This is a genomic window from Marilutibacter aestuarii, assembly GCF_006546775.1.
In the GTDB taxonomy this organism is placed as follows: Bacteria; Pseudomonadota; Gammaproteobacteria; order Xanthomonadales; family Xanthomonadaceae; genus Marilutibacter; species Marilutibacter aestuarii.
This window is the reverse complement of sequence record NZ_VICE01000116.1, coordinates 1-24,886: the sequence shown is the minus strand read 5'-3', so window position 1 is coordinate 24,886 and position 24,886 is coordinate 1. Positions and strand designations below refer to the sequence as shown.

22 protein-coding genes are annotated in these 24,886 nt (G+C 70.2%); 13 read left to right on the top strand and 9 right to left on the bottom strand.

The genetic code is table 11. The annotated features are described in order from the left end of the window. Window positions 1-1,686 (bottom strand): M4 family metallopeptidase (locus FKV25_RS12635; RefSeq protein WP_141519160.1); only part of this gene is annotated, 1,686 nt, incomplete at its 3' end. A 767-nt stretch (window positions 1,687-2,453) separates the two neighbouring features. Here FKV25_RS12635 and FKV25_RS12630 point away from each other — a divergent pair. Continuing rightward, window positions 2,454-5,462, top strand: a complete 3,009-nt coding sequence (locus FKV25_RS12630) for a winged helix-turn-helix domain-containing protein (RefSeq protein WP_141519159.1) — start codon at window positions 2,454-2,456, stop codon at window positions 5,460-5,462. A gap of 22 nt (window positions 5,463-5,484) precedes the next feature. Here the strand turns inward: FKV25_RS12630 and sufT are convergent, their stop codons facing one another. Continuing rightward, window positions 5,485-6,045 (bottom strand): putative Fe-S cluster assembly protein SufT, encoded by a 561-nt coding sequence (gene sufT, locus FKV25_RS12625; RefSeq protein ID WP_141519158.1) that lies wholly within the window; start codon window positions 6,043-6,045, stop codon window positions 5,485-5,487. A gap of 112 nt (window positions 6,046-6,157) precedes the next feature. Between sufT and FKV25_RS12620 the strand changes: the two genes are divergently transcribed. Continuing rightward, entirely contained in the window at window positions 6,158-6,592 is a 435-nt protein-coding gene (locus FKV25_RS12620) for a hypothetical protein (RefSeq protein ID WP_141519157.1), read from the top strand. Window positions 6,593-6,595: 3 nt separating this feature from the next. On the opposite strand, the gene pdxR is transcribed toward FKV25_RS12620, so the two are convergent. Continuing rightward, window positions 6,596-8,077, bottom strand: a complete 1,482-nt coding sequence (gene pdxR / locus FKV25_RS12615; protein ID WP_246072082.1) for a MocR-like pyridoxine biosynthesis transcription factor PdxR — start codon at window positions 8,075-8,077, stop codon at window positions 6,596-6,598. Window positions 8,078-8,261: 184 nt separating this feature from the next. Between pdxR and FKV25_RS12610 the strand changes: the two genes are divergently transcribed. Next, the gene (locus FKV25_RS12610; RefSeq protein ID WP_141519156.1) at window positions 8,262-8,759 is read left to right on the top strand and encodes a hypothetical protein; all 498 of its coding nucleotides are present in this window, start codon (window positions 8,262-8,264) and stop codon (window positions 8,757-8,759) included. A gap of 31 nt (window positions 8,760-8,790) precedes the next feature. Here FKV25_RS12610 and FKV25_RS12605 read toward each other — a convergent pair whose 3' ends face one another. Beyond that, window positions 8,791-10,224: an NAD(P)(+) transhydrogenase (Re/Si-specific) subunit beta gene (locus tag FKV25_RS12605; protein ID WP_141519155.1), complete on the bottom strand. Its 1,434-nt coding sequence runs from the start codon at window positions 10,222-10,224 to the stop codon at window positions 8,791-8,793. Then, entirely contained in the window at window positions 10,221-10,532 is a 312-nt protein-coding gene (locus tag FKV25_RS12600) for an NAD(P) transhydrogenase subunit alpha part 2 (RefSeq protein ID WP_141519154.1), read from the bottom strand. Before FKV25_RS12600 ends, FKV25_RS12605 begins: the two co-directional genes overlap by 4 nt. A gap of 167 nt (window positions 10,533-10,699) precedes the next feature. Between FKV25_RS12600 and FKV25_RS12595 the strand changes: the two genes are divergently transcribed. From FKV25_RS12595 to FKV25_RS12585, 3 genes are read left to right on the top strand one after another with little or no spacing between them, the layout of a single operon-like run. Further along, a complete protein-coding gene (locus tag FKV25_RS12595) occupies window positions 10,700-11,281 on the top strand; it encodes an RNA polymerase sigma factor (RefSeq protein ID WP_141519153.1) in 582 nt (193 codons plus the stop codon). Next, a complete protein-coding gene (locus tag FKV25_RS12590) occupies window positions 11,278-11,718 on the top strand; it encodes a hypothetical protein (RefSeq protein WP_141519152.1) in 441 nt (146 codons plus the stop codon). The genes FKV25_RS12595 and FKV25_RS12590 overlap by 4 nt, the downstream gene beginning before the upstream one ends. 1 nt (window position 11,719) lies before the next feature. Next, a complete protein-coding gene (locus tag FKV25_RS12585) occupies window positions 11,720-12,184 on the top strand; it encodes a DUF3106 domain-containing protein (RefSeq protein ID WP_141519151.1) in 465 nt (154 codons plus the stop codon). A gap of 25 nt (window positions 12,185-12,209) precedes the next feature. On the opposite strand, the gene FKV25_RS12580 is transcribed toward FKV25_RS12585, so the two are convergent. Both FKV25_RS12580 and FKV25_RS12575 read right to left on the bottom strand, forming a co-directional pair. Continuing rightward, window positions 12,210-13,331, bottom strand: coding sequence for an NAD(P) transhydrogenase subunit alpha (locus FKV25_RS12580; RefSeq protein ID WP_141519150.1), 1,122 nt, complete (start codon window positions 13,329-13,331; stop codon window positions 12,210-12,212). Window positions 13,332-13,496: 165 nt separating this feature from the next. Further along, entirely contained in the window at window positions 13,497-15,779 is a 2,283-nt protein-coding gene (locus FKV25_RS12575) for a DUF1631 family protein (protein WP_170218633.1), read from the bottom strand. 111 nt (window positions 15,780-15,890) lie between these two features. On the opposite strand from FKV25_RS12575, the gene FKV25_RS12570 reads away from it, so the two are divergent. From FKV25_RS12570 to FKV25_RS12560, 3 genes are all read left to right on the top strand, one after another. After that, window positions 15,891-16,508 (top strand): nitroreductase family protein, encoded by a 618-nt coding sequence (locus tag FKV25_RS12570; RefSeq protein ID WP_141519148.1) that lies wholly within the window; start codon window positions 15,891-15,893, stop codon window positions 16,506-16,508. Continuing rightward, window positions 16,505-17,413, top strand: a complete 909-nt coding sequence (locus tag FKV25_RS12565; RefSeq protein ID WP_211345434.1) for a 5'-3' exonuclease — start codon at window positions 16,505-16,507, stop codon at window positions 17,411-17,413. The genes FKV25_RS12570 and FKV25_RS12565 overlap by 4 nt, the downstream gene beginning before the upstream one ends. 71 nt (window positions 17,414-17,484) lie before the next feature. Continuing rightward, the gene (locus FKV25_RS12560) at window positions 17,485-18,060 is read left to right on the top strand and encodes an NUDIX hydrolase (RefSeq protein ID WP_141519146.1); all 576 of its coding nucleotides are present in this window, start codon (window positions 17,485-17,487) and stop codon (window positions 18,058-18,060) included. Between the two features lie 60 nt (window positions 18,061-18,120). Here FKV25_RS12560 and pip read toward each other — a convergent pair whose 3' ends face one another. Both pip and prmC read right to left on the bottom strand, forming a co-directional pair. Further along, complete coding sequence (gene pip / locus FKV25_RS12555) at window positions 18,121-19,062, bottom strand: prolyl aminopeptidase (RefSeq protein ID WP_141519145.1); 942 nt, start codon at window positions 19,060-19,062, stop codon at window positions 18,121-18,123. Window positions 19,063-19,145: 83 nt separating this feature from the next. Further along, window positions 19,146-19,982 carry a peptide chain release factor N(5)-glutamine methyltransferase gene (prmC, locus tag FKV25_RS12550; protein ID WP_141519144.1) on the bottom strand — a complete coding sequence of 279 codons (837 nt, stop codon included), beginning with the start codon at window positions 19,980-19,982 and terminating at the stop codon, window positions 19,146-19,148. A gap of 347 nt (window positions 19,983-20,329) precedes the next feature. Between prmC and ahpC the strand changes: the two genes are divergently transcribed. From ahpC to FKV25_RS12530, 4 genes are all read left to right on the top strand, one after another. Further along, a complete protein-coding gene (ahpC, locus tag FKV25_RS12545) occupies window positions 20,330-20,893 on the top strand; it encodes an alkyl hydroperoxide reductase subunit C (protein ID WP_141519143.1) in 564 nt (187 codons plus the stop codon). A 258-nt stretch (window positions 20,894-21,151) separates the two neighbouring features. Further along, window positions 21,152-22,750, top strand: a complete 1,599-nt coding sequence (gene ahpF / locus FKV25_RS12540) for an alkyl hydroperoxide reductase subunit F (protein WP_141519142.1) — start codon at window positions 21,152-21,154, stop codon at window positions 22,748-22,750. Window positions 22,751-22,928: 178 nt separating this feature from the next. After that, on the top strand, window positions 22,929-23,864 hold the full coding sequence (oxyR, locus tag FKV25_RS12535) for a DNA-binding transcriptional regulator OxyR (protein WP_141519141.1): 936 nt from the start codon (window positions 22,929-22,931) through the stop codon (window positions 23,862-23,864). Window positions 23,865-24,077: 213 nt separating this feature from the next. After that, window positions 24,078-24,746, top strand: coding sequence for a hypothetical protein (locus FKV25_RS12530; protein WP_141519140.1), 669 nt, complete (start codon window positions 24,078-24,080; stop codon window positions 24,744-24,746). Window positions 24,747-24,886 lie beyond the last annotated feature (140 nt).

The window sequence follows — 24,886 nt, the reverse complement described above, 5'->3', positions numbered from 1 at the left end:
GGCCAGGTTGCTCGCGCCGGCCGGCACCACCAGGGTGTAGTTGAGCGAATTGCCGGTCGTCGCCGACAGCCCCGTCTTCGGCACGCCCTTCTCCAGCTCGCCGCCCGGGGTCGGGTCCGGGTCCGGGTTGGTGCCGCAGCTCACGCCCACCGTGGAGAACGCCGAGGTCACGTCGGCGACGGTGAAGCCCAGGTCGTTGGCCGCGGTCTGGGCGCCACAGGCACCCTGGTTGAAGTTGGTGCTCGGACCCCAGTACAGCTGGTTGGCGCGGGTGAAGACCTGGAAGGCCTTCTTGACGCCCCAGCCGGTCTTGTTCGACAGCAGGTAGAAGGCGCGGTTGTAGACCCCGGAGGAGTGGTGGACGTCCATGCCGCTGGTGTAGTCGGAGGCATGGCCGATGGAGCGGCCATCACGGGTGGGGTCGTCCATGTAGCGCAGCGCGCCACTGGCCTTGAAGATCTGCGCGCCGACCAGGAAGTCGTTGCTGCCGTGCATGAAGAACTCGGCGGCCTCGCCGGCCATGTCCGAGAATGCTTCGTTGATGCCGCCGGACTGGCCCGAGTAGGTCAGGTTGGAGTTCTGCTGGGTGAAGCCATGGGAGACTTCGTGCGCGGTGACGTCGAGGCTGACCAGCGGATAGAACCTGCTGGCGCCGTCGCCGAACGTCATCTGCTGGCCGTCCCAGAACGCGTTCTCGTAGTTGTTGCTGTAGTGCACGCGCATCCGCAGCTGGAAGGTCAGCGGGGCGACGCCGATGTAGTCCTGGTACATGTCGTAGACCACGCCGCCGAAATAGTGGGCGTCGTTCAGCGGCGAATACGCGCCGTTGATGGTCTTGACCGTGTTGCGGGGGCAGTTGTACGAAAACGCCGTCGAACCGGAGCTGCCATGGTTCAGGTTGATCGTGCGCACGTTGGCGTTGTTCATGGTGCAGGTGTTGCCGCTCTGCGCCACGTCGAGGTAGCCGAAATCGCTGCCGTACTCGTACTGGCCCGTCTTCTGGTTGCCACCCGGACCGGTACCGTTGGCGTGTGCCAGGGCATCCCACTGCTTCAGGACCTGGCCGGTGCTGGCGTCGACGACGACGAAGGGTCGGGTCGGGTCGCCGCCGCCGGAGAGGTCGGCGTTGAACGACACCACGTAGCTGGTGCGCGCGCGGCCGGCGTCGTCGACGAAGACGACCTTCTCGGCCTTCACGTTCTCGATCACGCGGCTGACCGCCTTCGAGCCCAGTGCCGCGCGCTTGGCCAGCGCGATGGCGCGTGACTCGTTCAGGCGGGCCGAGGCGACGGATACCTCCGACGCCAGCCCGCCGACCATCTGGCCGAACAGGCTCTCGACGGTACCGTCGGGCTTCTCGCTGACGATCACGTTCTCGCCGAACACGGGCAGGCCCTGGAAGGTCTGCTGGTAGCGGTAGTGGCGGCTGCCGTCGCGATCGGTATGCGCGCGCAGGAGGCGCAGGCCGGAATCCTGCTCCAGGCCGACCAGTTCGGCATGGCGGTCGATCGCCCGGGCGGGGGTGCCGAGCGTCGCGCTGGCGGCGCTGTACTGCTGGTTGAGCTGCTCCAGGTCGAGCGCGTGCAGGTCGACGCGTTCGGCGGCCTGCGCGGTGGCGATGGACAGCGTCAACGCCAGGGTGGTCATCGCAAGCGTGCGCCCGCGTCCGTGGTGGTTGCCTTTCATGTGCTTGTTTCCCTTCAAGGTGTGAAAGATTCGGCTGCATTCCTGCAGCCGTTCGTACGGCGGGGTCGCCAGACCCCTGCAAGTGGAAGGCAACGCTCCGTCGCCCGCTCCACGAAGTACCGCCAGGCCCCCTGTGGACCGCCACGCCGCCTGGCGGGTCCAAGCCCTTCCGGAGACACCCGCCCGCCTTTCGACGAGATGCCCGGGTGACACTCCGCCGGCCATGCGGATACTGGGCCTGCACCGTGGGCGCGGCGATTGGCCTCGCCTCAAATTCTTCTCAAAACCGTCTATTTGCGGGACGCAGCGCTCATCAATTGACGATCGTGGACACACAAGCGCCGACCGCAGGGCGTGCGCGCCGGCGTCCGACGCGATGCTGCACCACAGCACCCGCGGGCTGCGGTCGCCGCCGCGACGTTCACGCCGGCCGGCGACGCGTGCCGGGGTTCATTCAGGTGAAATCGTGCCCCGCTAGCCAGATTGCATGACCATTGCCACCGCGAAGCTGACCTCGCGGCCCGGGCGCGGTAGTCTTGGGACCTAGCCGGTCAGGCCTCTTGGCTTCTTCTGGCGTGTTCCCTGCCGACCACGGGTGCCGGAGGGAGCCAGGGGGCGCTAACCAGACAGGAACAGTCCCGCGTGCATGCGCGGGCAAGGTCATGCCGATCGGACAGGGGGTTCGACGACTTGCCTCGTGCGCGAGCACGAACGGTGCCCCGTTCCACGCGGGGCGGTCTTGACGGGTTTGGATCGGAGCACGCCTGGTGACAGCTTCATTGTTCTCGACATGGCCGCAGGGAACGCGGCGCCTCCGGATCGGCGACCTCGATGTCGACCTGCATTGCCGGCGGCTGGTGCGCCCGGACGAAGAGGTCGAGCTCACGCAGCGCGTGTTCGAGCTGCTGGTCCTGTTCCTGGCCGAGCCCAATGTCCTGCATTCTCGCGCCGAGCTGTTCAAGCGCCTGTGGCCGGACGTGGTGGTCGAGGACGCAAACCTCTCGCAAAGCATCTGGATGCTGCGCAAGGCGCTGGGGCCGGAGCGCCGCCAGTGGATCCGCACCGTGGCCAAGAGCGGCTACATCTTCGAGCCGCCCGGCCCGGTCGAAATCGTGGCCAGCGCGGAGCCCGCGGGCGCGCCATCCCCGCCGCGCGCCGACAGCGGACACGACCTGGCCGCCCCGGCGCCCGACGCAAGCGAACCGGCGGGCGACAGGCCATCCCCGGGGTCGCCGGCGGCACCCTCCTCCGTCGGCCGCGTTCCCATCGTCGAGGTCGACGCCGCGCCTGCGACCGGCGGAGCGGACATGGACGCCAGTCCCGCGCCGAAACCGGACGCGACGGTCAAGGCGCGGGCGACCGGCCGCTCCTACTGGCCCAGCCGCTTCATCGTCGTCGGTCTGGCGGTCGCGCTCGCGATGCTCGTGCTGACGGGCATCACGCGGCTTCGCGACCAGCTCATGCCCGGAAGCGACCAGGCGATCAGCGTGGCACTGGTGGAGATCGACGACGAGGACGCGCCGGCCGAGACCCGCTGGCCCATCACCCTGCTGCGCGCATGGCTGGGCTGGAAGCTGGCCATGCTGCCCGACGTCACCGTCCTCAATGAAGCCCACCTGGCCACCCACACCGCGGAAGAGTCGCCACAGATCGTGATGCTGGCCGGCGGTCGCGTACCGGGTCGGCCGGACCTGCTCTACGTCCGCGCGAGGCTGGATGGCGATACCGGGGGGCGGCAGCTCGAAGTGCGCGGCACGGCCGATGAACTACCGGCGCTGGTGGACGCGCTTTCCCGGCAGGTGATGGACGTACTGCTGCCCGGGCGCGAGGGCGAAGCCTGGCCGCAGATCGGCATCGACGCCGACATCGCGCGACGTTACGCCGACGCCTACAAGGCCCACCACCGCCGCGATTTCGCGCGCAGCCGCCGCGACCTCAGGGAGATCGTCGCAGACGCGCCCGACTTCGGGCTCGCGCAGTACCAGCTGTCGCTGGCCCTTTCAGGCCTGGGACACGCCAGCGCGGCGATCCACCACATGGAACGCGCCGTCGCCGACCTGCAGCCGCTGCCCGCGGACGCCGCGCAGGTGCTGGAGGCGCGCCGGCTGGGCGTGGACCCGGCGCGCATCGAGGAGGCCACCCGCGCCTTCGTGGCCCTCGCCGAACGCTATCCCGGCAAGCGCGACTTCGCCTTCGAGCAGGCCTGGTCGCTGATCGCCACGGGACGCGCGGCCGACGCGCTGGAGATCCTCGAGCGCCCCGGCTGGGACGACATCCCGGTGGGGCCGACCATCCTGCGCGAGCAACTGCTGGCCCAGGCGCAGGGCATCCTCAGCAACTACGACGCGGCGGCCCAGCATGCAAGGACCGCGCTTCGCCTCGCCGAGGAGGCCGGAGCCGCCTGGCAGTACGAACAGGCCACGGCGCGGCTGCACCTGGCCGAGATCGAGTACACCCAGTTCCCCGGGCGCATGGACCTGGCCCGCTTCGATGAGATCGCCAACCAGTTCGATGCCGCCGACGCGCCCGCCGATGCGTTGTACACGCGCTTCCTCGCCGAATCACTGCGGCCGAGCGGCGAGGCCAGCAAGCGATTGGATGCCCTCCTCGCGACCGCGCGCAACGACGGCTACCTGAGCATCGAGATCGAGATCCTGCGCCTGGCCGCCCTGCAGCAACGCAGCAAGGGCGACCACGCGGGCTATCGCAAGTGGCTGGAGCAGGCACTGGCCACCGCCCGGGAGGCCGGCGACATCGTGGCCATCCAGGCGATCGAGACCGACATGCTCTACGAGACGCTGATGACCGGCGAACTCGACCGCGCGCGCGAACTGATCGAGCAGTTGCGCGACACCCGCCTGGAAGGCGACATGGCGCACTGGATCAACCAGACCGAAGCCTTCCTCTCCTATGCCGACGGGCAGTACGACAAGGCCCTGGGCATCCTCGACCGCGACGCGCACGCGGCTGGCGAAGGCAGCGACGAGGAAGGCGGGCTGCCGGCGGTGTCGGCCGCGCGCGCGGCGTGCATGCGCGGGCGCATGCAGATGGCGCAGGGTGACCTCGTCTCGGCCCGTAACTCGTGGGCCCGCTGCGGCCAGCCCAACTTCGCCATCACCCAGCTCTACGCACTGCACGGCATGGCCTTGTCGGACCTGCTTGCCGGCGACCGCGAGGCCGCATTGGAGAAGCTCGAGGTCGCGCAGCGGCGCGCGTTGGAGGATTTGCCCCCGGGGCCGGACCGCCTCGATTTCCAGGTGCAGGTGGCGGCGCTGATGGTGCGCGCCGGCGAACTCGATGCCGCCCACGACCTGTTCGAACACCTGCTGCCGCAGCTGGAAGGCGGCGGCTACGACTGGCTCAAGGCCGAAGTCGAACTGGGCCTGGCCGAGATCGCCGCGGCGCGCGGCGAATGGGCGAGCAGCCGCAACCTCGCCGAACAGGCGAGAATGGCGGCGCCCAAGGACACCTGGGTGGTGGAGCAGCGGCTGGACCTGCTGGACGTGGTGCTGATGCTCGCCGCCGGCAATCGCGGCGAGGCCGCCGACCTGCTCACGCGCATGGACGAAAAGGCCCACCGCACCGGCGACGCCGTCGCGCAGCTGGAAGCGCACAGCCTCATGTCGCGCGACGCCACCCTCAAGGGCTGCAGCCCGGCGACCCGCAGCGCCCTGCTCGCCCGCACCGGCCTGCGCGGTGCCAGCCTCGCGTGGCTGACCCAGTCGCTGACCGCGACCGACATGGAGTCCGACGTGGGGCTCCAGACATCGCGCTGACGCCGGGACAGGCGCCCGCGACTCAGAGCATGCCGGTCTCGAGCCGCGCGGCCTCGGACATCATGTGGCGACCCCACGGTGGGTCGAACACGAGTTCGACGTCAGCCTCGACCACGGTCGGGATCATCTCCAGCTTGCTGCGCACGTCGTCGACCAGGATGTCGCCCATGCCGCAGGCCGGCGCGGTCAGGGTCATGCGGACTTCGACGAGGCGACCCCCGGCGGCGGTGTCGCCGGCGGGCTTCACGTTGGCCTCGTAGATCAGCCCCAGGTCGACCACGTTGATGGGGATCTCCGGGTCGAAGCAGGTGCGCAACTGCCGCCAGACCATCTGCTCGACGGCCTCGTCGTCGGCATCGTCGGGCAGTTCCAGCGGTTCGGGCGGTTCCTTGCCGAGCGCGTCGGCGTCCTTGCCCGCGATGCGGAACAGGTTGCCTTCGATGAACACCGTATAGCTGCCCCCCAGTGCCTGGGTGATGTAGCCGATGCTGCCCGCGGGCAGGTTCACGTGTTCGCCCTGCGGGACGAGGACGGCCGCGCAGTCGCGTTCGAGGCGGACGGGTTCGCTGGATCTGGAATACATACCGGTGAGATTGGGGTGGCCTGCCGGGAGGCAAGTCCCCGATTCTACCGGCGGCGGCCCGGGCGTGCCGGCTCCGGTATGCTGTCGGGCTATTCGCGCGCCGCCACCGTCCATGCCGCCCCCTGTTCCGCCCGTCCCCGCCGCGCACGCCCCCCGAGTCCGCCCGCCGGCCTGGCTGCTGCTGGTGTTCAGCGCGACGGTGCTGGTGGTGATGTGGGTACTGCTCTCGCTCTACACAGGGCGACAGCACGCCTGGATGGCGCTGGTCGCGGGCCTGGACGTGGCATGGGTGCTGCGCTTCGGGGGCTGGCGTCGCGGCATCGGGCGCGCCGCCCTGGCCGCAGCGGCGACCGCGGCGGTCGCCGCTGCCGCGCAGTGGGGCATCATCGCCGGGCACATCGGCAGCCAGATGGGCCTCGCGCCGTTCGAATCGTCGCTGAAGCTCGGCCTCCACCACGCCTGGTTCATGGCCACCCTGGCCAACGATCCGCTTGACTGGTCGCTGATGGGACTCGGGCTGCTTCTGGCCTTCCTCGCCTCGCGCTGACGCTCAGCCGGGCGGTGCGGGCAACGTCTCGTCCATGCACGCCCCCAACAGCGCGACCGCGGGTGCGATGTCCTTCAGTGGCATGCCGGCGAAGCCCATCAGCAGGCCCGGCCGCGGGGGCGGCTCAAGGTAGAACGGCGCGATCGGATGCAGGCCCAGGCCGCGGCGCGCGGCGTGTTCGACGAGGGCCTGGCAGCCGGCGTGGTCCGCATCGCGCAACCAGGCGACCAGGTGCATGCCGGCATTGGAGTCGGCGATCTCCAGTCGACTGCCCAGGCGCCGTTGCAAGGCCCCCAGCAAGGCATCGCGGCGTTGGCGCAGGGCCTTCGCAGTCCGTCGCAGGTGGCGCTCGAAGCCGCCATCGGCGATGAAGTCCGCCAATGCCAGCTGCTCGATCGCCGGAGAGCCGAAATCGTCCGCCCACTTGGCGTTGGCGAAATCCCGCGCCAGCGCGCGTGGCATGACCAGGAAGCCCAGGCGCAACGCAGGGAACATCAGCTTGGAGAAGCTGCCGACGTAGATCACGCGGTCCTCGCGATCGAGCGAGCGCAGCGCCGCCAGCGGGCGCGCGTCGTAGCGGAACTCGCCGTCGTAGTCGTCCTCGAAGATCCAGCTGCCGTGGCGGCGGGCGAAGTCGAGCAGTTGCCGGCGGCGCTCGAGCGACATCAGTGCGCCGGTCGGGAACTGGTGCGAGGGCGTCACGCACAGCAGCCTCGGCGCCGGCACGGGCAGCGCATCCACGACGAGGCCAGCGGCGTCGACGGGGGCAGTGCGCAGGTCGGCCCCATGGATCTGGAGCACCTCGCGGATGGCGAAGTAGTGCGGCGCCTCGACGAGCGCGGTCGCCCCCGGGTCGACCAGCACGCGCGCCGCCAACGCGATCGCCTGCTGCGTGCCGTTGACCACGAGCACGTCCCCGGGCGCCACCTGCACGCCGCGCCGGCGCGAGAGGTACCCGCAGATCGCCTCGCGCAGGGCCGGCAGGCCGAGCACGTGCGGATAGGCCGGCGAGGCGTGTCGGGCGGCGCGCGACAAGGCCCGCGCCCAGTCGCTGGTCAGGGTCGGGTTGGCCATCGGTACCCCGTACTGGAAGGCGTAGCGCGTTCCCGGCACGGTGCGTCCGGGGATCGCGCCGTGATCGTGGAAACGGCGGGCGCGTTCGGCGAAGGCACTGGGCGCGGGCAAGACCGCTGTCGCAGCGTGCGTTCCCGGCGCGACCAGGGGCGCGGCCCCGTTCGCATGGACGATACCGGGAGCGACGAAGCTGCCGGCCCCGACCCGCGCCTGGACGCAGCCCTCGGCCTGCAGTTGTTCGTAGGCCTCGAGCACGGTATTGCGCGACAGGCCCAGCTCCGCCGCCAACAGGCGGGTGGCCGGCAGGCGTTCGCCTTCGGCCAGGCGTCCCTCGACCATCGCCGTGCGCAACGCGCGCGTCAGCTGCGCGTGCAGCGGTCCTTGTCCATCCAGCGGCAGGTGAAGCAGCACGGGCACCTCCAGGGCCAGGCGCCGCAGGACCACTGACGCCCCGTGGCGGAAATTGGACCTATCAGTAGCACGGATTCCGGATCTTTTTAGTACCACTTATGCGACCGACGATCGGGACCATCCGGCCGCGGGATCGCGTCCTGCCGCCGCGCCTCCCCCATCCCCCCCGCAAGGAGACCCGCGAATGAGCGTCCCGATCCGCCTCCGCCTTGGCTGCCTCGTACTGGGCACGACCCCCCTGCTTGCAGGCGCGACGACGCCAGGGGACGCAGGCCCGCCGCGCTGCAGGCAGATCCATGCCGACCTGGTCGAAGTGCCGTCGACGGAAGGCTGCAATCCCGGCCTTGCGTCATGTTTCCTCGGCGAGGTCGCGGGCAACCACGGCCTGGAGGGCACCACGCACTTCAACGCCGACAGCGCGGCCGCAGGGCCGGCCACCTCGCCGGGCTTCATTTCCTATGGTGGCGCGTTCGAATACCGCACCGCACGCGGCACGCTGTACATGCGCGAGACCGGCGTCACCAGTCCGGCGGTGGTCACGGCATACCAGCAGGTCGACCATGGCGACGGCCGCTTCGAGGGGGCGACCGGCCATTTCTTCGTCAGCGGCACCAAGTCGCCGGAAGGCGTGGTCACCACTGGACTCAGCGGCCAGCTCTGCCTGGCCCTGGGCCGGCCCTGAAGCCGCCCGGGCGGGCGTCATGGCGGCCCGCTCAGTGGCCGCCGTCGAGCGCCTTCAGCTCGCTGACCAGCGCACTGGCCATCTCGGCGCCGTCGCCGTACAGCATCCGCGTGTTGTCGCCGTAGAACAGCGCGTTCTCGATGCCGGCGAAGCCGGTCCCCTTGCCGCGCTTGATCACGATCGTGTTGCGCGACTCCGACACGTCCAGGATCGGCATGCCGTAGATCGGGCTGGCCGGGTCGGTCTTCGCGACGGGGTTGACGACGTCGTTCGCGCCAATCACGAGCGACACGTCGGTGTTGCGGAATTCGGGGTTGATGTCGTCCATGTCGACGATCAGGTCGTAGGGCACCCCGGCTTCGGCCAGCAGCACGTTCATGTGGCCGGGCATGCGGCCGGCGACGGGGTGGATGGCGAACTTCACCTTCACCCCGCGCTCGATCAGTTTCTGGGCCAGCTCCCAGATCTTGTGCTGGGCCTGGGCCACTGCCATGCCGTAGCCCGGCACGATCACCACGCGCTCGGCGAAAGCCATCATCGCGGCGACGTCGCCGGCCTCGATCGGCTTCTGGCTGCCGGCGATCTCCTGGGCCTGCCCGCCGCCACCGAAGTTGGAGAACAGCACGCTGCCGATCCTGCGGTTCATCGCCTTGGCCATCAGCCGCGTCAGCAGGATGCCGGCCGCGCCGACCATCATGCCGGCGATGATCAGCGCCTGGTTGCCGAGCACATAGCCCTCGAAGGCCACGGCCAGGCCGGTCAGGGCGTTGTAAAGCGAGATCACCACCGGCATGTCGGCGCCGCCGATCGGCAGCGTCATCAGGATTCCCAGCGCCAGCGCGACCAGGAAGAAGGCGACGATCCAGTGCACCGACAACGTGGCCACGGCAAGCACGCCCAGCACCACCATGGCCAGCGCGACGGCCAGGTTGAACACCTGCTGGCCCGGGAACACCACGCGCCTGTCGAGTCGGCCGTCGAGCTTGGCCCAGGCGATGACCGAACCCGACAGCGAGACCGCGCCGATCGCCGAGCCCAGGACCGCCAGCACCAGGGTCACCACCGGCACGCCGGCCCGGGCCCCTGCCGCGCCCGCGCCCGCGACGGCGGTCGCGCCGGCGACCAGGCCACTGAACTTCAGCAGCTCGACCGCGCCGATCGCCGCCGCCGAGCCGCCGCCCATGCCGTTGTACAGCGCGACCATCTGCGGCATGTCGGTGATCGCCACCTTCTTGCCCGACACCCAGGCCAGTACCGTGCCCAGGACCAGTGCGGTCACGATCAGCCCGAGGTTGTGCAGGTCCGGTAGCAGGAAGGTCGCCGCGGTGGCGATGACCATGCCCCAGCCCGCCCAGCGGATGCCGCTGCGCGCAGTCATCGGCGAGGCCATGCGTTGCAGGCCCAGCAGGAACAGGGTCGCGGCCACGAAGTAGCTCGCCGACGCCAGCATCGCCTGCGTGCTCATGCGCCGCCCCCGCTGCCGTCGGCCGGCTTGCGGGACGTCTTGAACATCTCGAGCATGCGCTCGGTGACCACGTAACCGCCCGCGGCATTGCCCGCCCCCAGCAGCACGGCAATGAAGCCGATGGCCTTCTCCAGCGTGGTGTCGGCGTGGCCGAGCACCACCATCGCGCCGATCAATACGATGCCGTGGATGAAGTTCGAGCCCGACATCAGCGGCGTATGCAGGATGACCGGTACCCGGGAGATGATCACGTGCCCGGCGATCGCCGCCAGCATGAAGATGTACAGCGCCACGAATCCGTCAGCCATCGTCCCCAGTCCCTGCGCGAAGTCGTCCGCATCATAACCGGGCCTGAACCCCCGGCGTCCAGTGTCAACCGCGGCCCCGGGCGGGCGTTGCCATGCATCGAAGGCCGCGAAACGGCAGGCCCGAGGACCCCCGTGAACATGCACGCCCAGCGCACCCGCCACGCCATATGCTCGACGCGGTGAATGCACGCACCCTCCCAGGCGGCGAAGCCCCGGACAGCACCGTCAGGGACGAACTGCCGGCCACGCTGGACGCTTTCCTGGCGGGGGTCGGGGCGCGCGCGTTCCGCTTCGCCGAGACCGGCCTGCGCCAGCGCGAGGACGCGCTGGACGCGGTGCAGGACGCCATGATGAAGATGCTGGCCTACGAGGACCGGCCGGCATCGGAATGGACGCCCCTGTTCTGGAGCATCCTGCGGCGCCGGATCATCGACGTGCAGCGTCGGCGCAGGTTCCGGCTGACCTGGTTGTCGCCGGCGCCGCGGCACGAGGACGAGACGCCGGTGGAATGGTCCGACGACGGCCCGGACCCCTCGCGCACCCACGATGGGCGCGAGGGCTATGCACGGCTGGCCGAGGCGCTGGGCGAGTTGCCGGCGCGGCAGCGGGAAGCCTTCTCGCTGCGCGTGCTCGAGGAGCTCGACGTCGCCACCACGGCGCGGGCCATGGGCTGCAGCGAAGGCTCGGTCAAGACGCATCTATCGCGTGCCCGCGAGGCACTGCAACGAAAACTGGAGGACTGGCGATGACCGCCCCCCACGACACCACAACCCGCGCCGACGCGCGATCCGGCGCCGATTTCGACCAGGCCATGCGTGCGCTCCACGCCGAGGGCCTGGCGCACCTGCGGCCGCGCACGCTCTCGCGCCTGGGTCGCGACCGCCGCGAAGTCTTCCTGCCCCGCGCCCATGCAAGGCCGGGCTGGATGATGGGCGGCGCGCTGGCGGCCGTGTTCGCCTGCGCGCTCGGGATTGCCTGGCTGCAGTCGCCGTCGTCTCCGACATCGCCCGCCCCCGCGCTGTCGGCATCGGTCGACGCCCCGGGGCCGACCGGCGACGCCGGCCTGGTATCCGCGCTGGAAGCGGCCGAGGCCGAGGTGGTGCTCAATCCGCTCGACGAAGATCCCGACCTGTACCTGTGGCTCGCCGCCAACGACGAAGCCCTGCCCGCCATCCTGGAGCGCTGACATGCATCCCCATACCGAAGCCACGCCGTTGCGTCGTCGCGCGCTCCCCCGCCTGCTGGCCGTGTTGCTTGCGCTGGCCTTGTCGCCGATGGTCGTCGGCGCTCCTCCGCCGCCCCAGGGCCCGCCGCCACCGGGCTGGGACGACCTGACCGACGCGCAGCGCGACATGCTGGTCGCCCCGATCCGGGAGCGCTGGAACAACGAGCCGGACGAACGCCACCGCATGCTCGAGCGCGCCCGACGCTGGCAGGAACTCAGCCCCGAACAGCGCGCCCGGGCACGCCATGGCCGCCATCGCTGGGAGGACATGAGTCCCGAGCAGCGCCGGCAGACGCGTGCCCTGTTCGAGACCATGCGTTCGATGACACCCGAAGAGCGCGGCGCATTGAAGGCGAAGTGGCGGGCCATGAGTCCCGAACAGCGCGATGCCTGGATACAGGCGCAACGCGCCAAGGGCGCGGACTGAGCCACTACGCCATCGACGGGCCGGCTCAGGCCGGCTGGGCGACCTCGCGCTCCGGCCAGACGGTCCGGGCGAGCAGTTCGTCGTTCCAGTCGTGCACGATGGCGCCATCCTCCAGGAACAGCCGGGTGAAATTGTAGAGGTTGCGCGCGTACATCTCGCTGGCGTGGACCGCGCCGCGGCTGGCCAGGTTGAGCGGGCCATCGATGGTGACTCCGCCCACCGCGATCGTCTCGCCGGGCCGCGTCGATTCGCAGTTGCCGCCGGTCTCCGCGGCCAGGTCGACGATCACGCTGCCGGGCTTCATCCCCGACACCATCGCCGCGCTGATGATCTTCGGCGCGGGGCGCCCTGGCACGGCGGCCGTGCAGACGACGACGTCGACGCCACGCAGGTGCTCGCCGAGCCGGCGCTGCTGCTCGGCGCGCTCCTCTTCGCTCAGCGCGCGCGCATAGCCGCCCTCGCCCGCGGCGCTGACGCCCAGGTCGAGGAAGCGACCGCCAAGCGACTCGATCTGCTCCCGGGTTTCCGGCCGCACGTCGAAGCCCTCGACCTGCGCGCCCAGCCGCTTGGCCGTCGCGATCGCCTGCAATCCAGCCACGCCGGCGCCGACCACCAGCACCTTGGAGGGGCGGATGGTGCCCGCGGCGGTGGTGAGCATGGGGAAGAAACGCGGCGCCAGTTGCGCGGCGATCAGCACGGCCTTGTAGCCGGCCATGCCCGCCTGCGAACTCAGCACGTCCATCGCCTGCGCGCGCGTCGTGCGCGGCAGGCGCTCCAGCGGGAAAGCCAGCAGGCCACGCGCGCGGATCGCCTCGCCTCGCGCTTCGTCGGCCTGCGGCGCCAGCAGCCCCACCAGGGTCGCGCCGGGCCGCATGGTCCGCAACGCGTCCGCCGGCGGCGGCTGCACGCACAGCAAGACATCGGCGGCGGCCAGTACCGACGAGGCGTCGTCCACGACCTTCGCGCCGGCCTCGGCGTAGGCTTCGTCGGTGAATGCGGCGCCCACGCCCGCCCCGTGCTCGAGCAGGACCCGTGCGCCCGCGGCGACGAACTTGCGGCAGGTCTCAGGGGTCATCGCCACGCGACGCTCGCCTTCGGCGCGTTCGCGCAGCACCCCGATCGTCGCACTTTCCGTGTCTTCCGCCATGCCGTCACTCCAGGTGGGGCCGGGCCCCGGGCTTCCGGCATCGTAACCAATGGCCCGCACGCACGCGATGGCCATCCCCGACGGGCACCGACGAGAGCCGACCCGGGCAGGTCGCCACGCAGGACATCAAGGGGATCCGGCGTCGCCGCGCAGCAACGCGGGGGATCAGTCGGCGACCGAGGTGCTGTCGATGCGCTCGCGGACGCGGCGCATGGCTTCGTCGAACGCCGAGCGCTCGGAACCCAGGACGAGACGGCCGTCCTGCTCCATCACCGCCAGCTCCTCGGCCGAGGCCACCAGCACGCGCAGGCCGCGACGGTTGACCAGCAGGAAACGCGAGGTCATGGGGCTCTTCCAGGCGACCTTGGCCGAGACGATGTCGCCATGCACGTCGGTCAGGCGGACCCAGTCGCCCGACTGCAGCGCGCGCATGCGCTCGGCGGCTTTCGGATCGTGGCCGAGGGAAGCGGTACCACCGGCCAGCCAAAGCTTGCGCTCCTCGACGCTCTCGACGGTCTCGCCACTGGCGAGCGGCTGCGCGGTCTGCGCGCGGCGCGGGCCGTCCGGGGTCGCGAGGGCCCGGACCAGCCCTGCAAGGCCATGCTGGGCAGCGCTCTCGTCCAGGCCGGAACTGCCGAGGCAACGCAGCACCAGCGGTTCGATCGCCAGCAGGTGGTCGGCCAGTTCCCGACCCCGGTTCTCGGCGGCCAGGCGATCGGCCTTGAGCAAGGCATCGCCCAGCATCATCGCTTCCTCGCGCTTGTCGCCGTCCTCGTCGCGCAGCTGGGTCTGGACGATGTGGTGGCGCCAGGGCATCGCCAGGAAATCGGCGACGGCCTGGGTCAGGCGGGTGCTGCGCAGGCGATCGGTAAGGGCTTCGTCGGCCGTTTCACGGGCCTTGTCGAGGCGCTCGCGGCCCAGCGTCGCCTTGACCAGGCGGTCTTCCTGCAGGCTGCTGCGTTTGCGGTGCTGGCCCAGCAGGGCGTCGAGCTCGGCATGCGCCAGCTCGAACACGGCCACGTCCTCGTTGTATTCGGCCACGACCCGCTGCGAGACCGCGGCGGCGCGCTCGAGCAGCTCCTTTTCCTGCGGCGTCGTGCCCTGGTTGCCTTCGCAGGCCTCGGTGATGGAATCGAGCAGCTTGCGGGCCGGGTGCTCGCGCTCGACGAACAGGCCCTCGTCGGTCAGCGCGACCTTGACGTACGGGAGCACCAGGCGGCCATAGAGGCGGCGGGCGCGGTCCTGCAGCGAGTTGGTGCGGAACAGCGAATCGAACAGCAGCGCCACCAGGTCGATGGCGTCTTCCTCCTCGGCACTGAAGCGGGTCTGTTCCGGATCGACGCCGATCCGGCGGGCGCCGTCGCACAGGTGGTCGCGGATCGCGTCCCCCAGGCGGCCCGGGCCGGCCAGCGCACGCGCAAAGGTGTCGGACGGCTCCGGCTGGAGCAGGCTGACCACGCTGAGCATTTCGTCGATGCGCAGCTCGCGCCGCGGACTGCCCATGCCCCGGTCGCGCGGGGCTTCGGCACGCGCGGCGGAACCGCGGGCGGCACCTGGGGCGGCACCGGGGGCCTCCATGCCCGAGAGCGAACCCTGCCGCCACATGCGCAGCATGGAGCGCAGGTCGTTCAGGTCGGCATCGGCCATGCTACCGCCGTCGCCGCCGGCCATCGCCGCGCCGCCGCCCTGGTAGCCCCGGGTATCCATCCCATTCTCCACGCCTGTCGGTCCTCGATAGGGCACGGCGTCCACCGTGTCGTGAATGTAGTCCTGCCGCACCGGGGCAGGGGCCGGGCGGCCCTGCACGGGCCGCGGGCCGCGCGCCGCGGCCCCGTAACCGGTGGCCGCCAGGAGCGCATTGGCGCGCCCGTAGAAGTCGCCCAGCCGGCGCCCGAGCTCCGCCTCGTACAGGCGGAACAACAGGCCGCGAACGTTCTCGGTGGTCTCGTGCTCGCGGAAGGTCTCCACGAATGCGCCCGCCAGGCGCTCGGGCCCGACCGGGTTGGGCGCCTCGGGCATGCCGAGTGACACCGTCATTTCCTGCAGCCTGCCGTGCATGGCCTGCAACGGTTCGTCGAAACGGCCCTGCAGGCTCTCGGCCATGCGCTGGCCATCCAGGTGGTAGGCCAGGTGCTGGTCGTCGATCAGGCCGAGCGGCAGGTCGCCGCGCGCACGCACGCGCAGGCCGCGGAAGTCATCGAAGCCCTTGGCGAGCTGCTGGCGATAGCGCATCACCAGGGAGGCGTTCTGCTGCCTGAGCATGCGCAGGCAGGTCTGGTCCTCGAAGTGGCCCGGGCCGACATCGCCCGATTGCAGCGCCATGGCCAGCGCCTGCTCGACCCCCGGGTACAGCGCATCGGGCAGGCTGCCCAGCTGTTCGAGGGCCTGGCGCTTGATTTCCTCCAACACACGCAACGGTTCGCTGCGCGTCGCCTGCGATGGATTCAACACACCTGACCCCCTGACCCGGAAGTGACGCACAACGTCGTTTAGAGCGTACTGGGCAGCATAGTGGCAAGATGGGGCACTTATATTTACGGCCATCACAATCTGTGACCCATGTCGCTCAACAGTTCCGAAACCCCTGAGTCTTCCCGTCCGTCCACCGAAGGCCAGCTGGCCTTCCTCGATGGCCGACGCTCGGTCCCGGCCCGCCAGCTGGCCGAACCGGGGCCCGATCCGGCCACCCTCGCGCGCCTGCTGCGCTCGGCCTGCCGCGTGCCGGACCACGGCAAGCGGGTGCCGTGGCGATTCATCACCCTGCGTGGCGATGCCCGCCATGCCTTCGGCGAGCGCCTCGCCGCCCTGACCGCCTCGCGCGATCCGAACGCCGGCGAGGCCGCCATCGAGAAGGACCGCCAGCGCTTCTCGCATGCGCCTCTGGTGGTCACCGTGGTCGCCCGCCTGGGGCCCGATGACAAGATCCCCGCCCAGGAGCGCCTGCTGACCGCCGGCTGCGTGTGCTTCGCGCTGTTGCAGGCGGCGCAGGCGGCCGGCTTCGGCGGCACCTGGCTGACCGGCTGGCCCGCCTATGATCCCTCGGTGCACCGGTGGCTCGGCCTTGACGCGGACGAGACGGTGGCCGGCTTCATCCACCTGGGCACGCCGAGGATCGATGCACCCGAACGCGACCGACCCGACCCGGAGGCCCTGCTGACCGACTGGCAGCCGGCATGAGCACGCCCACGCTATACCTGGTCGACGCCAGCCTGTACGTGTTCCGCGCCTGGCACTCGATGCCCGATGAGTTCAGCGACGCCGAGGGCTGGCCCACCAACGCCGTGCAGGGCTTCGCGCGCTTCCTGGCTGAACTGCTGGAGCGCACGCGCCCCACCCACGTCGCGGTGGCCTTCGACGAGGCCCTCGACGATTGCTTCCGCAACCGTCTGTATCCGGCCTACAAGGCCAATCGCGAGCCCGCCCCGGAGGCGCTCAAGCGCCAGTTCGCGCATTGCCGGGCGCTGTGCGTGGCCCTGGGCCTGGACGTGCTCTCGCATGGCCATTACGAGGCCGACGACCTGATCGGCAGCGCCGCCCATGCCGCGCGCGCGAACGGCTATCGCGCGGTGATCGTTTCCGCCGACAAGGACCTGTCGCAGCTCCTGGGCGACGGCGACGAGCAGTGGGACTACGCACGCAACCAGCGCTGGGGCGCGGCCGGCGTACCGGCCCGGCATGGCGTGGAGGCGCGGCAGATCGCCGACTACCTGGCGCTCACCGGCGACAGCGTGGACAACATCCCGGGCGTGCCGGGCATCGGCGCCAAGACCGCGGCCGCCCTGCTGGCGCACTTCGGCACCCTCGACGCCTTGCTCGAACGGGTCGACGAGGTGCCCTACCTGCGCCTTCGCGGCGCGGCGAGCACCGCGCGCAAGTTGCGCGAACACCGCGAGCAGGCCCTGCTGTGCCGACAGCTCACGACCATCGCCCTGGACGCACCGCTGGAGGGCGTGCGCCCGCATTTCGCCCGCGCCGGCGGCGACGCCGCGGCCCTGCAGGCCCTGTGCGAGGCGCTTCGCTTCGGGCCGTTGACGCGCCGCCGCCTGCACGAGGCCGCCGGGCTCGCATACGGATCGGCCTGACGGCCCTGGACGTGATCCGCGCGGATGCCACGCGGCCGCGCTAGGATCGGTCGGATTGCAGGGGAGGCCCCATGGATACCAGCGACACCCGCGACACCGGCGGCGATGCATCGCCCGATACCGAAACCCTCTACGAGGGCCAGTGGCTGCGCCTGAGCCGGCGGGGCAAATGGGAGTTCGCCGAACGCACCCACGGCAAGGGCATGGCGGTGATCATCATCGCGGTGACACCCGACGACCGGGTGGTCTTCGTCGACCAGTTCCGCGCGCCGCTGGGCAGCCGCACGATCGAGATGCCGGCCGGCCTGGTCGGCGACGACCACGCCGACGACACCCTCGCATCGGCGGCGCGGCGCGAGCTCATCGAGGAAACCGGCTGGGAAGCCGCCCGGGTCGACGTCCTCCTCGTCGGGCCGACCTCGTCGGGCATGAGCAACGAGCGCATCGCCTTCGTGCGGGCACTGGACCTGACCCGCGTCGGCGCCGGTGGCGGCATCGACGACGAGGACATCACCGTCCACGAGGTCCCGCGCGCCGAAGCCCCCGCCTGGCTGATGGCCCGGCAAGCGGAAGGCTACGAGCTCGACCTCAAGCTCTGGGCGGGGCTCTGGATGATCGACCGCAACCCGGACGGCAGCCCGGCCTGATCCGCGGGCCCGCCCTTCCCGCGGCTACGCCGGGGGCGCCCGCGAGCGGCGCCAGCCGGCTCAGGCGAAGCCGTCGGTGGCCTCGATGAGCGCGTCGATGTTTTCTTCCTCGAAGGCCGAATGGCCCGAGGTCGGGGTGATCGCCAGCTTCGCCTTGGGCCAGGCCTTGTGCAGGTCCCAGGCATTCTGCGGCGGGCACACCACGTCGTAGCGGCCATGCACGATCACGCCGGGGATGTCGGCGAGCCGCTCGGCGTCGCGAAGCAACTGGTCGTCGACCTCGAAGAAGCCACTGTGGATGAAGTAGTGGTTCTCGATGCGCGCGAAGGCGAGCGCGAACTGCGCGTCCTCGTGGCTTTTTGCGAAGTCCTCGTCCACGTGCAGGAAGCTCGTCGCGCCTTCCCAGACGCTCCATGCGCGGGCCGCGGCCAGGCGCGTGGCCTCGTCCTCGGAGGTCAGGCGGCGGTGGAAGGCACTGATCAGGTCGTGGCGCTCGACTTCCGGGATCGCGGCGACGTACTTGGACCAGGCTTCGGGGAACAGGCGCGAGGCGCCTTCCTGGTAGAACCATTCCAGCTCCCAGCGGCGCAGCATGAAGATGCCGCGCAGCACCAGTTCGGTAACGCGCTTGGGGTGGCTCTCGGCGTAGGCCAGCGCCAGGGTCGAGCCCCAGGAGCCGCCGAAGACCTGCCAGCGGTCGATATCGAGGCGGGTGCGCAGCTTCTCGATGTCCTCGACCAGGTGCCAGGTGGTGTTGTCGACCAGGTCCGCGTGCGGGGTGGAACGGCCGGAACCCCGCTGGTCGAAAAGCACGATGCGGTACTTCGCCGGGTCGTGGAAGCGGCGCATCTTGGCGCTGCAGCCGCCGCCCGGCCCCCCGTGGAGGATCACCACCGGCTTGCCGTCGGGGTTGCCGCATTCCTCGAAGTACAGGGTATGGCGATCATCGACTTCGATCTTGCCGGTGTTGAACGGTTCGATCTCGGGGTAGAGCTTGCGCATGCAGGGGTCTCGCCAGGCGTCTTCGTGGAACAGGGGCGCAGTGTACCGGCTTGGGCCGGACGGGCACATGCACGCCGGTGCGGTCAGTCGGGTCCGGGCCCGGGATTGCGCCCCAGGGTGACCCGGTCGCGATGCTCGAGGTCCTGCTCGGTGAAGACCTCGAGCAGCCCGGCCGCTTCGAACAGCGCGCGCACGGCCTCGCCCTGGTCCCAGCCGTGCTCGACGAGCAGCCAGCCACCGGGCTTGAGGTGCCCCGGGGCGGCGGCGGCGATGGTGCGGATCGCCGCCAGGCCATCGGGGCCCGAGGCCAGCGCCGAGACCGGTTCGTGGCGCAGGTCGCCCTCGGCCAGGTGGGGGTCGCGCTCGGCGATATAGGGTGGATTGCTGGCGACCACGTCGAACCGGCGTCCCGCCACGGGGGCGAACCAGTCGCCCTCGTGGAAGGCGATCCGGGCGACGTCCAGGGCCTCCGCGTTGGCCCGTGCCACGTCCAGCGCCGCGGCACTGGCGTCCACGGCGTCGACGCGCGCACGCGGTCGTTCGATGGCGACGGCCAGGGCGACTACACCGCTGCCGGTGCCCAGGTCGAGGGCATCGGTATGCGCATCGTAGGGAAGTCGGTTGAGCGCCAGCTCCACCAGCAACTCGGTTTCCGGCCGCGGGATCAGGGTGTCGGGAGTCACCCGGACGTCGAAGCGCCAGAAGCCGCGCTGGCCGGTGAGGTAGGCCACCGGTTCGCCGGCCCGGCGGCGCGCCAGCAGGTGCTCGAAGCGTGCCCGGGTCGCCGGGTCCAGTTCCTCGTCGCCGTGGGCGTAGAGCCAGGAGACCGGCCGGTCGAGTACGTGGGCGGCAAGCGCCTCGGCGTCGCCGGGTCCGGTATCGGCGCGTGCTTCGCGCAGCAGGACGTCGAGTCGGGGCATCGTTGAAGGGGTCCTCGCGGGCGGCCGCGCGGCATCCGGGCGCCACGGCATCGTCCGTTCATGCGATCGGTGGTGGTGTTCTCCCGGGGGAGGACTGCGTCCTGCCGCCACCCGCCATGCGCAGAAGCTTAACGGGCGAACGGGTCCAATGGCGGGCCCGACAGGAATTGACTCTCAGCTTGATAGATTTCATCTATCGCAGTGATTCGATCAATCAAATTGATTAATCGGACGCCCATCCCTATCCTTTCGCTATCGCGGCGCCACGCCCCACGGCCCGCCCCAGCGTTCGATTCCATGGCACTCGCCATGTTTCTTACCACCCCCAGACCAGAAGGACAGACCGAATGTCGCTCATCAACACCCAAGTCCAGCCGTTCAAGGCCACCGCCTTCCAGACCGGCGAGTTCATCGAAGTCACCGAGGCCAGCCTGAAGGGCAAGTGGTCGGTGCTGATCTTCATGCCGGCCGCGTTCACCTTCAACTGCCCGACCGAGGTCGAGGACGCCGCGGACCATTACGCCGAGTTCCAGAAGGCCGGCGCCGAGGTCTACATCATCACCACCGACACCCATTTCTCGCACAAGGTGTGGCACGAGACCTCGCCGGCCGTCGGCAAGGCCCAGTTCCCGCTCGTCGGCGACCCGACCCACCAGCTGACCCGTGCCTTCGGCGTCCACATCGAGGAAGACGGCCTGGCCCTGCGCGGTACGTTCGTGATCAACCCGGAAGGCGTGATCAAGACGATGGAAGTGCACGACAACGCCATCGCCCGCGACGTTTCCGAGACCCTGCGCAAGCTGAAGGCCGCCAAGTTCGTCGCTGAGCATCCCAACGAGGTCTGCCCGGCCAAGTGGAAGGAAGGCGAGAAGACCATCGCGCCGTCGCTCGACCTGGTCGGCAAGATCTGATCCCGACGCACCACCGGTAGCACCCGTAGTAGAAGTACCCGCAGTACCGGGCGGCCCCGCGCCGCCCAAACCCTCGCCCCTCGCTCCGCGAGGCCAGGCGACGCGGCAACCCGAAGTGCCGCGCGGAGCGACCCGGCCCAACCGCCGGGTCCTCCCCCCCGATTTCCGGACCGTGGACGCCGCCGCGACGCTCTCTCCCGCCCCGGCGCCCCGCGGTCCCTTTCCTCCCCCTCCCCCCTTTTGTCAGGAGCCCCGCCCATGCTCGACGCCGACCTCAAGACCCAGTTGAAGGCCTACCTCGAAAAGGTCCAGCAGCCGATCGAGCTGGTCGCATCGCTGGACGACGGCGACAAGTCGAAGGAACTCCAGGCCCTGCTGCTCGACATCGCCTCGCTGTCCGGCAAGGTCGCGTACTCGCCCGACGGCGACGACGCGCGCCGGCCTTCGTTCGCGATCCGCCGCACCGGCACCGACGTCGAGGTACGCTTCGCCGGCCTGCCGATGGGCCACGAGTTCACGTCCCTGGTGCTGGCCCTGCTGCAGGTGGGTGGCCATCCGCCCAAGCTCGGCGCGGACGTGGTCGAACAGATCCGCGGCCTGCAGGGCGACTACCGATTCGAAACCTACTTCTCGCTGTCCTGCCAGAACTGCCCGGATACCGTGCAGGCGCTCAACCTGATGAGCGTGATCAACCCCAACATCCGCCACGTGTCGATCGACGGCGCCCTGTTCCAGGACGAAGTCGAGGCCCGGGAAGTGATGTCCGTGCCGACCGTGCTGCTCGATGGCGAGGTCTTCGACACCGGCCGCATGAGCGTGGAACAGATCCTCGCCCGCCTGGACACCGGTGCGTCCGATCGCGCCGCCGAGCAGATCCAGGCCCGCGACGCGTTCGACGTGCTGGTCGTCGGCGGCGGCCCGGCCGGCGCCGCCGCGGCGGTGTACGCAGCGCGCAAGGGCATCCGCACCGGCGTGGTGGCCGAGCGTTTCGGCGGCCAGGTGCTCGACACCATGGCGATCGAGAACTTCATCTCGGTTCCCTACACCGAGGGCCCCAAGCTGGCGACCGCGCTCGAGCAGCACGTCAAGGAGTACGACGTCGACGTGATGAACCTGCAGCGCGCGAAGGCCCTGGTGCCCGCCGCGCGCCAGGGCGGCCTGGTCGAGGTGCAACTCGAGAACGGCGCGTCGCTGCGCTCGCGCACCGTCGTGCTGTCCACCGGCGCCCGCTGGCGCCAGATGGGCGTGCCCGGCGAGGACGAGTACCGCAACAAGGGCGTGGCCTACTGCCCGCACTGCGACGGCCCGCTGTTCAAGGGCAAGCGCGTGGCGGTCGTCGGCGGCGGCAACTCCGGCGTCGAGGCCGCGATCGACCTGGCCGGCATCGTCGCCCACGTCACCCTCATCGAGTTCGACGGCCAGTTGCGCGCGGACGAAGTCCTGCAGCGCAAGCTGCGCAGCCTCCCGAACGTCGACGTCAAGGTCAACGCGCAGACCACCGAGGTCTTCGGCGACGGCAGGAAGGTCAATGGCCTGCACTACAAGGACCGCGTCTCGGGCGAGTCGCACCGCCTCGACCTGGAGGGCGTGTTCGTGCAGATCGGCCTGCTGCCCAACACCGAGTGGCTCAAGGACACGGTCGCGCTGTCCCCGCGCGGCGAGATCATCATCGACGAGCGCGGCCAGACCTCGGTCCCCGGGGTGTTCGCCGCCGGCGACGCGACCACGGTGCCGTACAAGCAGATCGTGATCGCGATGGGCGCGGGCTCGACCGCCGCGCTCGGCGCCTTCGACCACCTGATCCGGACGTCGGCGCCGGCCGAGGCCGAGGATGCCGAAGAAGCCGTCGCCGCGTGAGGTCCTTCCCGTCCCCGCCACGAGCGGCGGGGACGCGCGCCTGGCCGCGCCGGCCACCCGCCATGCCGTCCAACGGGGTATATAGAGACATGCACGCAGGCTCGCCGGTTCCTTGTTGGCCCTCCCCGTCCCTCGGGGCCTGTCACCACCGGCGCGCGAGCGCAGGCAGGGCGCCGGCATGAACCTGCGCGACCTCAAGTACCTGGTGGCCCTGGCCGAGCACAAGCACTTCGGCCGTGCCGCCGAGGCCAGCTTCGTCAGCCAGCCGACGCTGTCGACGCAGATCCGCAAGCTGGAGGACGAGCTCGGCGTGGCACTGGTCGAGCGGGCGCCGCGGCGGGTGATGCTCACGCCGGTCGGCCACGACATCGCCGAACGCGCCCGCCGCGTGATCGCCGAGGTCGACCAGATGGCCGAGATCGCCCGGCGCAGCCAGGACCCCGAGGCCGGCACGGTGCGCCTGGGCATGTTCCCCACGCTCGGGCCCTACCTGCTGCCGCACGTGGTGCCCGGGCTGCGCGAACGCTTCCCCCGCCTGGAGCTGCTGCTGGTCGAGGAGAAGACCGACCAGATCCTTGCGCGCCTGCGCGATGGCCGCCTCGATGCCGGCCTGCTCGCCCTGCCGATCCACGACGATCAGTTGCACGTCGAACCCCTCTTCGAAGAGCCCTTCATGCTTGCCGTGCCGCGCCAGCATCCGATGGCCGCGCGCGACCACCTGCGGCTGGACGACCTCGACGACCAGCACCTGTTGCTGCTCGAGGAAGGCCACTGCCTGCGCGACCAGGCGCTGGACGTGTGCCGCATGTCCGGCGCGGACGAACGCGATGGCTTCCGCGCCACCAGCCTGGAGACGTTGCGCCAGATGGTGGCGTCGGGGGTGGGCATCACGCTGTTGCCGATGCTCGCGGTGCAACCGCCGATCCCGCCCTCCCCGGGCATCCACCTGCTCAGCTTCGACGGGGAGCCGCCGCATCGCCGGATCGCGATGGTATGGCGCAAGAGTTCGGCGATGGACGCTTTCCTGCGCAAGCTCGCGCGGGAGTTCGCGCAGTTGCCACCGGACCTGCTGCACGCACCCGGCAGCGGCGACGCACCGCCCTCGACCCTCTGATCGCCCGGCGTCACCCGGCTCGATCCGCCCGGGTCGGCGCGTGGGTCCTTGGACGCGTGCGATCGTCCAGGCGGACGAGCCGAGCGACCGGATCAATCGCTCGACCCGCGAACGAAGCGAACAGCGAAGACCGACGCCACGCACAACACCAACGGCACGGTCCCTCGTCACTCGCGACCACTAGGATGAAGGTCCATCTCGAGAGGCAAGCCCATGACCGAACACGACTCGCGCGACGCCCGATTGACCCGCCTTGACCGCGATGTTCGAGGTCTCAAGGTCTACGCCGCGCTGGTGACGGTCGCGCTGGCAGTCATCGTCACCACCGGCGCCCGATCCCCCTTGTCCTTGGACGAAGACGGAGAACTGAACGTCGAGCGCATCAACATCGTCGACCCATCTGGTGTCACGCGCTTGGTGATATCCAATGCCGAACGCTTCCCGTTGCCGCGACTCGGCGGAAAGGAGTACCCGCGGGCGGTGCAGCCCGCCGGGATGGCGTTCTACGACGCCAAGGGCAGCGAACTGGGTGGTCTGGCCATTACCGATGCAAGCATGGGCAAGATATCCGCGCTCGCGTTCGACTATCCGAACTACGACGCCGTGGGCCTGGTCACGCGGGTCGCCGCCGACGGCAGCAGCGCGACCGCGGGCCTCCAGATCAACTCCCGCCCCCCTGCCGATCTCGACGTGATCGAAGCCAGCAAGGTCGTGCAACGTCGGATCGCGATCCTGAACCAGGACGAGGATGCCGAGATCCTGCTGGCCGACCCCGAAGGTCGAGAGCGGATTCGCCTGCGCGTCGATCGCGAGGGCGACGCGCGCATCGAAGTCCTCGATGCGGAGGGCAACGTTACCTTCCGGGCACCCGGCGCGGGCTAGGCGCGGTCTCACGAGAGGTGGTTCACGGCCATAGCGTGGGTGGACCCGAAGGCGAAACCCACCGTCGCGAAATTGCACGCACGACGAGTGATGGGTTTTGCTTCGCGCTACCCATCCTACGAGAGGCGTGGGATCGCGAG